This window comes from Pannonibacter sp. (genome assembly GCF_051860505.1).
GTDB lineage: Bacteria > Pseudomonadota > Alphaproteobacteria > Rhizobiales > Stappiaceae > Pannonibacter.
This window is the reverse complement of sequence record NZ_JBHYDX010000013.1, coordinates 92721-104498: the sequence shown is the minus strand read 5'-3', so window position 1 is coordinate 104498 and position 11778 is coordinate 92721. Positions and strand designations below refer to the sequence as shown.

8 protein-coding genes are annotated in these 11778 nt (G+C 63.0%); 6 read left to right on the top strand and 2 right to left on the bottom strand.

The window, feature by feature from the left end:
• The first annotated feature begins 295 nt into the window (after nt 1–295).
• The 4 genes from ACTIFE_RS11115 (at nt 296) to ACTIFE_RS11100 (ending at nt 5963) form a co-directional block, all read left to right on the top strand.
• Nucleotides 296–1396 (top strand): AI-2E family transporter, encoded by a 1101-nt coding sequence (locus tag ACTIFE_RS11115; protein WP_439529216.1) that lies wholly within the window; start codon nt 296–298, stop codon nt 1394–1396.
• Between the two features lie 11 nt (nt 1397–1407).
• Nucleotides 1408–2091, top strand: a complete 684-nt coding sequence (locus ACTIFE_RS11110; RefSeq protein WP_439529215.1) for a hypothetical protein — start codon at nt 1408–1410, stop codon at nt 2089–2091.
• Nucleotides 2092–2314: 223 nt separating this feature from the next.
• Nucleotides 2315–4441 (top strand): RNA degradosome polyphosphate kinase, encoded by a 2127-nt coding sequence (locus ACTIFE_RS11105; protein WP_439529242.1) that lies wholly within the window; start codon nt 2315–2317, stop codon nt 4439–4441.
• On the top strand, nt 4434–5963 hold the full coding sequence (locus ACTIFE_RS11100; RefSeq protein WP_439529214.1) for a Ppx/GppA phosphatase family protein: 1530 nt from the start codon (nt 4434–4436) through the stop codon (nt 5961–5963). The genes ACTIFE_RS11105 and ACTIFE_RS11100 overlap by 8 nt, the downstream gene beginning before the upstream one ends.
• A 294-nt stretch (nt 5964–6257) precedes the next feature.
• Here ACTIFE_RS11100 and rnd read toward each other — a convergent pair whose 3' ends face one another.
• Nucleotides 6258–7433: a ribonuclease D gene (gene rnd / locus ACTIFE_RS11095; protein ID WP_439529213.1), complete on the bottom strand. Its 1176-nt coding sequence runs from the start codon at nt 7431–7433 to the stop codon at nt 6258–6260.
• 141 nt (nt 7434–7574) lie between these two features.
• Between rnd and ACTIFE_RS11090 the strand changes: the two genes are divergently transcribed.
• On the top strand, nt 7575–8192 hold the full coding sequence (locus tag ACTIFE_RS11090) for a nucleotide-binding protein (RefSeq protein WP_439529212.1): 618 nt from the start codon (nt 7575–7577) through the stop codon (nt 8190–8192).
• A 21-nt stretch (nt 8193–8213) separates the two neighbouring features.
• Here the strand turns inward: ACTIFE_RS11090 and ACTIFE_RS11085 are convergent, their stop codons facing one another.
• A complete protein-coding gene (locus tag ACTIFE_RS11085) occupies nt 8214–9452 on the bottom strand; it encodes an MFS transporter (protein ID WP_439529211.1) in 1239 nt (412 codons plus the stop codon).
• Nucleotides 9453–9830: 378 nt separating this feature from the next.
• On the opposite strand from ACTIFE_RS11085, the gene aspS reads away from it, so the two are divergent.
• Complete coding sequence (gene aspS / locus ACTIFE_RS11080) at nt 9831–11753, top strand: aspartate--tRNA ligase (RefSeq protein WP_439529210.1); 1923 nt, start codon at nt 9831–9833, stop codon at nt 11751–11753.
• Nucleotides 11754–11778: the final 25 nt, after the last annotated feature.

Here is an 11778-nt window from a genome sequence, read left to right as displayed (position 1 = left end):
CGTCATGCCATGGCTCGACCATGGCATCCATGCCGTTGCCCTTCCGTTCGGCACAGCGTGACAAGGGTGTGTCCAACTGCTGCCGGCCGGACCGTGAGGTCACGGCATGGATGCCATGATCAAGTCATGGCATGACGATGCGTAAATCTTAGAGCGGACGACCCTTTCCAGCGCTTTGAAGGTCGCAAAAAGAACCAATTGCGCGGACCGCACATCATGATGCCCGCTTGACCATGACGCTTGCGCGCTCCTATCTGGCGGGGAAGGGCCGAAGGTCCGCCCGTGGAGATCTCGCATGACCCTGCGCCGCCAAGTCCAGTTCTGGCTCTTGTCCCTGATTGCCTTCATCCTGTTCATGACGGTGTTCAGCGCGGTGCTGCTGCCCTTTGTCGCCGGCATGGCCGTGGCCTATCTGCTCGATCCCGTCGCCGACCGGCTGGAGCGCCTGGGGATGAGCCGCCTGACGGCCACCCTGTCGATCCTGTTTGCCTTCGTGCTTGTACTGGCCATTGTGCTGATCCTGCTGGTGCCGGTGCTCGGCAACCAGATGCTGGGCTTCATCGACCGGTTGCCCGGGCTGGTCCGCTCGCTGCAGACCCTTCTCGCCGAAAACCTGGGCGACCGGCTGACCGCCATCTCCGGCCTCTCCGTAGCCGATTTGCAGTCGTCCTTTGGCGACCTGATGTCAAAGGGCGCGTCCTGGCTGGGCGGTCTGCTCAATTCCGTCTGGAGCGGTGGTCAGGCGCTGCTGTCCATTCTTTCGCTCTTTGTCATTACCCCCGTCGTCGCCTTTTACCTGCTGCTGGATTGGGATCACATGATCGAGCGCATCGACAGCTGGCTGCCGCGCGAACATGTCGACACGGTCCGGAAACTTGCCGGTGAAATGGACCACGCTGTCGCCGGTTTTGTCCGCGGGCAGGTTTCGGTCTGTCTTCTGCTCGGCCTGTTCTATTCTGTGTCCCTGGTGCTGCTGGGTCTCAATTTCGGCCTGCTGATCGGCATCGGCGCGGGGCTCGTGAGCTTCATTCCCTTTGTTGGCGCGGCCCTAGGTCTGATCGCCTCCATGTCGGTGGCCATTGTCCAGTTCTGGCCGGACTGGCCCTGGATCGTGGCCGTCGCCGTCGTCTTCGGTGTCGGCCAGTTCATCGAGGGCAACATCCTTCAACCGAAACTGGTCGGGGCCAGCGTCGGCCTGCACCCGGTCTGGCTGATGTTTGCGTTGTTTGCCTTTGGATATCTGTTTGGATTTGTGGGTATGCTGGTGGCTGTTCCTGCTGCTGCCATTGTGGGCGTGCTTGCGCGCTTCGCGCTGACGCAGTACCTAGCAAGCTCATTGTACCGGGGGACCGGCGACGGCACCAGTCAGAGGTCCAGCACCCAAACCGACGAGTAACGGCACCTGCCATGGCCGAGTTCCCGCGCCAGCTTCCCCTGATCCTGCCGCATGAGCAGGCGCTTGGCCGCGATGATTATCTTGTGGGCGAGGCCAACCGTGCGGCGCTGGACATGATCGAGAGTTGGCCCGCCTGGCCGGCACCGGTCACGATCCTCGCCGGCCCTGTCGGCAGTGGCAAGACCCATCTGACCGAGATCTGGCGCCGCTTGTCAGGCGCGAGCGTCCTGGAGGCGCGGGAACTCGGCGAGGAAGCCGTGGACCGCCTCGTTGCCGCCGGCCCTGTCGCCCTGGAGAACGCCCATCGCGGTGTCAACGAAACAGCGCTGTTTCACCTGATCAACGCCCTGCGCCAGGCGGAAAGCACCCTGCTGATTACCAGCCGCACATGGCCGGCTGCCTGGAACCTGACGCTGCCCGATCTCATCTCGCGCCTGCGCGCGGCAACGCCGGTCGAGATCCTGGAACCGGATGACGACCTGTTGCGCCGCGTTCTGGTCAAGCTCTTCGCCGACCGCCAGGTGATGATCGATCCATCGGTTGTTGATTATCTTGTGGTACGCATGGAACGTTCGCTGGGGGTTGCCGGTCAGGTTGTCGAGGCTCTCGATGCAGAAGCTCTTGCGGGGAGCTGCCGAATCACCCGGTCCCTGGCGGGCCGTGTGCTGGAGCGGCTTGAAAGCGGAGCCGAATGAGCGCTCAGGTCATGGACCAGATGAGGCACCGGACCTGCCGGGCCAATGATGTGGCGGCCAACTGATGGCCATCGATAAGGAGACTGCCGTGCAGGACAAGTTGGAGGTGTCGCAGATTGGCGCCGGAGTCGCGGTATCCGCCGGCATTGCCCCTGAGGTCAAGCTCGGGGACCCTGCAACTGCGCCCGATCCGGCCCCTGCCGTCGCTGTGAACCATGAACTGATGCAGTCGCCGGCCCGCTTCATGAACCGGGAACTGTCGTGGCTGCAGTTCAATCACCGGGTTCTGGAAGAGTCCGTCAACAAGGATCATCCGCTGCTCGAGCGGCTGCGCTTCCTGTCGATTTCCGCCAACAATCTCGACGAATTCTTCATGGTCCGTGTCGCCGGCTTGCGAGGCCAGCAGCGCGCTGATGTTACTCTGCGCTCCGATGACGGGCTGACGCCGAGCGAGCAGCTTGAGCGCATTGCCACAGCCTGCCAGCGTCTGCAAAGCGAACAGCAGCGTCTTTGGCGGCAGATCCGCTCCGAACTGGTGCAGACCGGCATCCGCATTCTCCTTGCCCAGGATCTGACGGCAGACGAGCGCGCCTGGCTCGAAAACCACTTCCTCGGCCACATCTTCCCGGTGCTGACGCCGCTGGCCATAGATCCGGCTCATCCGTTCCCCTTCATCCCGAATCTGGGCTTCTCTGTCGTCTTCGAACTGGCGCCGATCCGCGGCGGCCGGGGCATGACGGCGCTCCTGCGCGTGCCGAGCCACATGGACCGCTTCATCCGGTTGCCGGACATGGGGCAGGGCGAGACCCGATTCATTACCATTGAAAAGGTCATTGGACTGTTTGTTGGCCGTCTTTTCCCTGGATATGAAATCAAGGGCAAAGGTGCCTTCCGGGTTATCCGCGACAGCGATATCGAAATCGAGGAAGAGGCCGAGGATCTCGTCCGCCTGTTCGAAAGCGCGCTCAAGCGCCGCCGGCGCGGATCGGTCATCCGGCTGGAGATCGACGGCGCCGCGCCGGCCTCACTGCGAGCCTTCGTCACCCATGCGCTGGGTGTGACGGATGCTGAGACCTTCCTGGTGGATGGCCTGCTCGCTCTCGACAACCTGTCGCAGCTGGTCGGGATCGACCGGGACGACCTGAAATTCGAGCCCTACACGGCCCGTTTCCCAGAACGCATCCGCCAGCATGGCGGCGACTGTCTGGCTGCGATCCAGCAGAAGGATCTGATCGTCCACCACCCGTATGAATCCTTTGACGTGGTGGTGCAGTATCTGCGCCAGGCTGCGCAGGATCCCGATGTCGTCGCCATCAAGCAGACGCTCTACCGCACCTCGAAGGACAGCCCGATCGTCAAGGCGCTTGCCGAGGCGGCGGAAGCTGGCAAGTCAGTCACGGCCCTGGTCGAGCTGAAGGCGCGGTTCGACGAGGAAGCCAACATCCGCTGGGCGCGCGATCTGGAACGGGCCGGTGTTCAGGTCGTCTTCGGCTTCATCGAGCTGAAGACCCACGCCAAGCTCTCCATGGTGGTCCGCCGCGAGAACGGTGAACTGAAGACCTACGTCCACATCGGCACGGGCAACTACCATCCGATCACGGCCCGCATTTACACCGACCTGTCCTATTTCACCGACGATCCGGACATTGCTGCCGATGCGGCCCGGGTCTTCAACTTCATCACCGGTTACGCCGAGCCGGCAGAGCTGAAGCGCCTTGCCGTTTCGCCGATCACCATGCGCAGCCGTATTCTCGAACTCACGGAAGCCGAGATCGAACATGCCAAGGCAGGGCGCCCGGCTCAGATCTGGATGAAGATGAACTCGCTGGTCGATCCCGGCGTCATTGATGCGCTCTACCGGGCGAGCCAGGCCGGGGTCCAGATTGATCTGGTCGTGCGCGGCATCTGCTGCCTGCGCCCGGGCATAGCCGGCCTGTCGGACAACATTCGTGCCAAGTCGATTGTCGGCCGCTTTCTCGAACACAGCCGCATTTTCTGTTTCGGCAATGGTCACGGGCTGCCCTCGCCACATGCCCATGTCTACATCGGCTCGGCCGACATGATGCCGCGCAACATCGATCGCCGCGTCGAGATCCTGGCTCCGATGCTGACCCCAACGGTGCACGAACAGGTGCTGGACGAGATCATGGTCGCCAACTTCAAGGACAACCAGCAGAGCTGGCGGCTTCTTGCCGACGGTTCGCACGAGCGCATTGTTCCAGCGCCCGGTGAGGAACCCTTCAATGCGCATCGGTATTTCATGACAAACCCATCCCTGTCGGGACGCGGAAAGTCCGAGACCGCCAACACCAAACCTCGTCCCTACATGGAGCGACCGCAGCGTGGCTGACAGCAGCGCCAAGCATCCCCCGGCAAGGGGCCGTCTCAGCGGATCCGGCCCGATTGCCGTCATCGATATCGGGTCGAATTCGGTTCGTCTCGTCGTCTATGAGCGCGAGGCCCGCGCGCCGACGATCCTGTTCAACGAGAAGATCCTGGCAGGTCTTGGCCGTGGCCTGGCGACGACCGGCGAATTGATGCAGGAGCCAGTCCAGGCCGCGCTCGCCGCGCTGTATCGTTTCCGTTGCCTGTGTGAGCACATCGGCGTTAAGGCTGTGCATGTGCTGGCGACGGCGGCTGCGCGCGATGCCAGCAACGGCGCGGCCTTTGTTGCTGAAGTCGAGCGCGTCACCGGCGTGCCAGTGCGCATCCTTAATGGCGCCGAGGAGGCCTATTACTCGGCACTCGGCATTGTCTCCGGCTTCTGGAAGCCCCAGGGCATCGTTGGCGACCTCGGCGGCGGCAGTCTCGAGCTTGTGAGCATCGGCCCGCGCGGTGTCGGGCAGGGCGAGACCTACCCGCTTGGCGGCTTGCGGCTGCAGGAAGCCTCCGGTGGCAAGATTGCCCGAGCGCAGAAGATCGTCGAAGACGCGCTCGCCACGGCCAAATGGCCGACCCGGATGGCACGCCATACCTTCTATGCGGTCGGTGGCACCTGGCGGTCGTTGGCCCGCCTGCATCTGTTTGAGGCGGGTTACCCGCTGCATGTCATGCACAACTACGAGATCCCGGCCTCCGAGGCGATCGAGTTTTGCCGCATGGTGGCGCAGCGCGATGTCGAGAGCCTGGATTTCATCGAATCCGTTTCGCGCCAGCGCCGTGCCCTGCTGCCCTTCGGGGCGATTGTAATGGAGCGGGTCCTGCGCCTGATGAAAGCCGACCGGGTGGTGATGTCCGCCACCGGTGTCCGCGAGGGCCTTCTCTACGAATTGTTGCCGCCGCCGGTGCGCAAGCAGGATCCGTTGCTGGAGGCCGCGCGCGAACTGGCATTGCTGCGCGCCCGCTCGCCCGAACATGCCGAGGAACTAATCGCCTGGACCGACCAGCTCTATCCGCTGATCGGCATAGACGAAACGGAAGAGGAAACGCGGCTGCGCCATGCCTCGTGCCTGTTGTCCGATATCGGCTGGCGCGCGCACCCCGATTATCGCGGCGAGCAGAGCCTCAATATCATCTCCAACGCGGCTTTTGTCGGCATTGATCATCCAGGCAGGGCGTTTCTGTCGATGGCGGTGTTCTACCGCCACGCCGGGCTTAATGACGATGCCCTGTCGCCGCGCCTGCGCGAACTGACGCCGACCCGGCTGAAGGAACGCGCCCGTATCCTCGGCGCGGCCTTGCGGGTGGCTTCGCTTGTCTCGGCCTCGATGCCGGGTGTCCTGCTCGACACCGAGTTCCTGCGCACCGAGGATGAGCTGATGCTGAAACTGCCGGCCAAGCTCGCCTATATGGATGGCGAACGCCTGCGCAAGCGGGTGTCCCAGTTCGCCAAGCTGATCGGCTCCAAGGGCAACGTCCTGCCGCTTCCGTAGGCTACACCAAAAAAGCCCTTGCTGTCAGGCTCAGGGTCTGCAGAGGTTATCCCTCTCTGCGCTGTCCCGGCCTTGTGCCGGGACCTGTCAGGCACGCACCTCCCCATCCCACCCGGTCCCGGCACAAGGCCGGGACAGCGCAGGAAAACATGACTCTCGGCGCGAACAGGCATCATTCCGGCGGTTCGCGGCCGTCCGGAATAGCAACAGAGAATGCGTCAGTACCTAGCGCCTGCGGGCAACCGCAAGGTCTCGGATCCCAAGAAATCAGCCGACCGCAGCGCCACTGAACGGTTACTCAGCAGCAGCTGAGGTTCGCTTGCCCTGGTCCAGCGCCACGACTTGCCGGCCATCGAAGGCCAGTGCAATCTCGCCCCGCTTCAGCTTCAGCGCCAACTCGCCAAACATTTCGCGTCGCCAGCCGGACAGGGCCTGCACATCGGCGTGGTCGTCGGCGGCGATGCGCTCCAGGTCTTCAACCGTCGCAATCACTTTGGCTGCAACGCCCTGCTGCTCGCTGACCAGCTTCAGGAGCACCTTGAGGAGGTCAACAGCGGCGGCGGAACCATCCGGCGCCTGTTTTCCCTTTGGCAATCTCGGCAGCTTGTCTTTCGGCAGGGCCAGGGCTGCATTGACGGCCTTCAGGATATCTTCAGCCGGCTTTGACCGCTCGAAGCCGCGCGGGATTGTCCGCAGGCGTCCGAGAGCTTCGACATTGGCCGGCTGCTGCGCCGCGATCTCGTAGATGGCGTCGTCTTTGAGCACGCGTGAGCGCGGCACGTCGCGGGACTGAGCCTCGCGTTCGCGCCAGGCAGCGACTTCCATCAGGACGGCCAGTTCGATTGGCTTGCGCACCCGCATCTTCAGCCGCTGCCAGGAATGCTCCGGCTCGGTGTAATAGGTGCCCTCCGAGGTGAGGACCTGCATCTCGTCCTCGACCCAATGCGACCGGTTCTGCTCGGCGAGATTGGCTTTCAGGAACTGGTAGACATCGCGCAGGTAGGTGACATCCGCCAGCGCATACTCCAGCTGCTTCTGTGTCAATGGCCGCCGCGCCCAGTCGGTGAAGCGCGAGGACTTGTCGATATGCGCCCCGGTGATGCGTTGCACCAGCTGGTCATAAGAGACTGAGTCGCCAAAGCCGCAGACCATGGCCGCCACCTGGGTGTCGAACAGGGGATGCGGGATCAGGCCACCCAGATGATAGACGATTTCGATATCCTGCCTTGCGGCATGGAACACTTTTGTCACGCGGGCGTCGCGCATGAGGTCGAAAAAGGGCGCCAGATCAAGCCCGTCGGCCAGGGCATCGACGATATAGGCATCGTCGGGTCCGGCCAACTGGATGACGCAGAGCTTCGGCCAGAAGGTCGTTTCACGCAGGAATTCCGTGTCCACGGTGACATACTCGTGGGCGGAAAGGCGGGTGCAGGCTGCGGCCAGCGCTTGGGTCGTGGTAATCACATTCATGGTAAGCCCGGTCTATACCGCAGTCTTGCCATCTTGTCGCCATCAAACCGTCAGCCTCGCCTTGCGAGGACCTGTGAAGTTGCCGGCGAAGTTGCATGAGTAAACGACCTGCGCAAGGCTCAGGTTTCGGAGGACAGTTTCATGCGCAGGATTCTCATCGTCAACGGCAAGGGTGGCTGCGGCAAGACGACCTTCGCCACAACGCTTGCCGCCGCTTTTTCGGCGCAGGGCAAGCGCGTGTTTCTCGCGGACGCCGACCGGCAGCGCTCGTCCCTTGGCTGGCTGAAGCGGAGGCCGCAAAGCTTGCCGGTGATCCATGCGCTCGATTGGAGCAAGGGCAGCCATGACATGCCTGATGGCCGCCAGGGCTTCATCTTCATCGATGGTCCCGGCGGCCTGCGCGGCGAACGGGCAAAGGATCTGGTGGCCGAGGCCGATGACATCGTCGTCCCGCTTATGCCTTCCGCTTTTGACTGGGAAGCAACGGCGTCTTTCCTGCGTCGCCTCTCGCAGCTGAAGCGGATCCGCAAGGGCAAGGCGGACATTCTGGTTGTGGCCAATCGGGTTCGGCGCGGCCGGGCGGATCTGACCCTGCTGCAGCAACAGGCACAGGGCGCTGGATTTCCGCTGGTAACAGAAATTGCCGACCGGGTGACCTATGCCCGCCATGCCGCCAGCGGTTCAAGCGTTTTCGATCCACCAGCGGCTTCGGCTGACGTTCTGGCCCAGTGGCATCCGCTCATTCAGGCCATTGACTGATCGCTCGAGCTCATGTCCCCCTCACGGCTTCTCCTTTGTGTTTCCTGATCCCGCCAGCTTCGCGAAGAAGGCGGAGGTGCGCAGGAGCGAGTGGAAGCGGCTGCGGCGGCCGTCGGCCGGAATGCCTTCTCTCTGCATCATCCGCATGACCGTGTAGATCATGAAGAGCCCCTGCACGGCAGCGGTGTACCAGAACAGGGAATGCGGCCCGTAGTGGCCCATCAGGATTGAGGCAAACAGCGGCCCGGCAATGGCCCCGACCGACCAGAAGAACAGCGTTCCCGCCGAGACCAGCGCATGCTGCCCGGGAGCAGCGTGGTCGTTGGCATGGGCTGAACATAGGGAATAGAGCGGCATGGCAAAGGCGCCGAAGGCGAAGATGCCCAGATAGTTGAGCCAGACACTGTCGCCGGCCACCTGCGCCAGGAAAATGCCGGCGACAAAGGAGCCGAAAGTGGCGATCAGGATGATGAGGCGCCGGTCCAGCTTGTCGGAATAATGCCCCAGCGGATACTGCAGCACCACACCGGCGAAAATGCCCGCGCTCATGAAGGTGGCGATGGAGGTGACCGTCATGCCGATCCCGTCCGCATAGACCGGCCCGAGCGATCGGAAGCTGGCATTGGTGAAGCCGACGACAATGCAGCCGATGGTCGCCAGCGGCGACACCTTCCACAACACCCGCACATCGAAGCGCACATGTTCCGGAGCTGCCGGGCTGGTGCGGTCAGTCAGGGAAATCGGTACCAGCGAGAGCGTCAACGCCATGGCGATGATCACGAAAAGCTCAAAGCCGCTGACCCCGACGGCCGGGATGATATATTGCCCCAACGTAACGGCACCCAGATCCACGAAACGGTAGATGGAGAGGGTACGGGCGCGGTTGGCATTGGTGACACGCGCATTGAGCCAGCTTTCCACCACCGCAAACAGGCCGGCGATGCAGAGCCCCTGGACAAGGCGCATCAGGAACCAGGGCAGGGGCGCGATATAGAGCAACATCAGCATTGACGCGGCTGCAGCGATTGCCGCAAGCGCGCAGAAGGCCCGGATGTGCCCGATGGCCCTGATGACGCGCGTGATGTAGATGCAGCCGAGGGCAAAGCCGATGTTGTAGCCCGTGCCGATGAAGCCGATCACCTGCGGCGAAAACCCCTCCTCCAGCGCCCGCAGCGAAATGAAGGTTCCCTGCAACCCGTTGCCGCCGATGAGAATGCCGGCAGTGGCAAGAAGGGGAATGAGCGGACGGATTGTCGACATTCGGCTCTCTGGAAGGCTTGTGGATTGCGGTCAGGCCTGTCGGATCTTCGCGTTTTCGCGGCTGGCCCGTTGTCCCGCCGGTCGTTCGGGAACCGACTCAGGTTCCTCGGGAGCCTGCAGGACCCTTGTGTGCCGTTGTAGCTTGCGTGAGCCGGCGAAAAAAATTCAAGCGGTGAATGGACACTTCACCAAATGTGATTGGTCGGTCCATGATCCTCACGCGCAGCGGGTTGGGGACTGACGCCGGATCGGCCGCGGTGGGGGAGCAACCCCGCCAGCGTCTTGACTTTGGCGGCGTGACGTGGCTTGTCCCCGTCAAACCTCCGTCCGCTATCGTGGCCGGAACCCTTGTCATTTTCGCAAGACATCGAGGACTGCATGCACCGTTACCGGAGCCACACCTGCGGGCAATTGCGCGCAAGCCATGTCGGGGAAACCGTTCGCCTGTCGGGTTGGGTGCACCGCGTGCGAGATCACGGCGGCCTCTTGTTCATCGACCTGCGCGACCATTACGGCATCACCCAGTGCGTCGTTGATCCGGACAGCCCGGCCTTCAAGCTGGCCGAAACTGTGCGTTCGGAGTGGTGCATCCGCATCGATGGCGAGGTCAAGGCCCGCACCGCAGACACGATCAACACCAACCTGCCGACCGGCGAGATCGAACTCTTCATCCGCGACCTGGAAGTGCTGGGCGCGGCCAAGGAACTGCCGCTGCCGGTGTTTGGAGAGCCGGACTATCCGGAAGACGTGCGTCTGACCTACCGCTTCCTCGACCTGCGCCGCGAGACGCTTCACCGCAACATCGTCAAGCGCACCGAAGTCATCGCCGCCATGCGCCGCGAGATGACCAAGGGCGGCTTCACCGAATATTCGACGCCGATCCTGACTGCGTCGTCGCCGGAAGGCGCGCGCGACTTCCTCGTGCCGAGCCGCATCCATCCGGGCACCTTCTACGCCCTGCCGCAGGCGCCGCAGCAGTATAAGCAGCTGCTGATGATGGCGGGCTTTGACCGCTACTTCCAGATCGCCCCGTGCTTCCGCGACGAGGACCCGCGCGCCGACCGCCTGCCGGGCGAGTTCTACCAGCTCGACCTGGAAATGAGCTTCGTCACGCAGGAAGACGTCTGGACCACCATGGAACCGGTGATCCGCGGCATCTTCGAGGAATTTGCCGAAGGCAAGCCGGTCACCCAGACGTTCCGCCGCATCGCCTATGACGACGCCATCCGCATGTATGGCTCTGACAAGCCGGACCTGCGCAACCCGATCGTCATGGAAGCCGTCACCGAGCATTTCGCCGGCTCCGGCTTCAAGGTCTTCGCCAACATGATTGCGGGCAACCCCAAGGCGGAAGTCTGGGCGATCCCGGCCAAGACCGGCGGCAGCCGCGCCTTCTGCGACCGCATGAACGCCTGGGCGCAGGGCCAGGGCCAGCCGGGTCTCGGCTACATCTTCTGGCGCTCGGTACAGTTGCCCGGACTTGATCAATTCGGCTACGTCGAAGATGAGTTTGACAGCTCTTTGCCGAAAGACACCAACGCCCACTACATCAAGGCGGTTGAACAACAAACGGCATGGAAGTCGGCGAGGATCGAGTTGGACTCGGGTGGTTGGTTGGAAGCTGCCGGTCCAATTGCCAAGAACATCGGCGAGGAGCGGACCGAAGCCATCCGCCAGCAGCTCGGCCTTGGCGATGGCGATGCCTGCTTCTTTGCCGCCGGCGATCCGTCGAAGTTCTACAAGTTCGCCGGTGAGGCCCGCAACCGCGCCGCCGACGAGCTGAACCTCATCGACCGTGACCGCTTCGAACTCTGCTGGATCGTCGACTTCCCCTTCTACGAGTGGAACGAGGACGAGAAGAAGCTCGACTTCGCCCACAATCCCTTCTCGATGCCGCAGGGCGGCATGGACGCACTGGAAAACCAGGATCCGCTGACGATCAAGGCCTTCCAGTACGACATGGTCTGCAACGGCTTCGAGATCGCCTCGGGTTCGATCCGCAACCAGTCGCCGGACCTGATGGTCAAGGCCTTCGAGAAGGTCGGCCTGTCGGCTCAGGACGTGGAAGAGCGCTTCGGCGGCCTCTACCGCGCCTTCCAGTATGGCGCGCCTCCGCATGGCGGCATGGCGGCCGGTGTCGACCGCATCATCATGCTGCTGGTCGGCGCCAAGAACCTGCGCGAGATCTCGCTGTTCCCGATGAACCAGCAGGCGCAGGATCTTCTGATGGGTGCGCCGACCCCGCCGAGCACGCAGCAGCTGCGCGAACTGCACCTGCGGCTGAACCTGCCGGCAAAATGATCTGGCTCGGCGGCGGTGGGCCAGT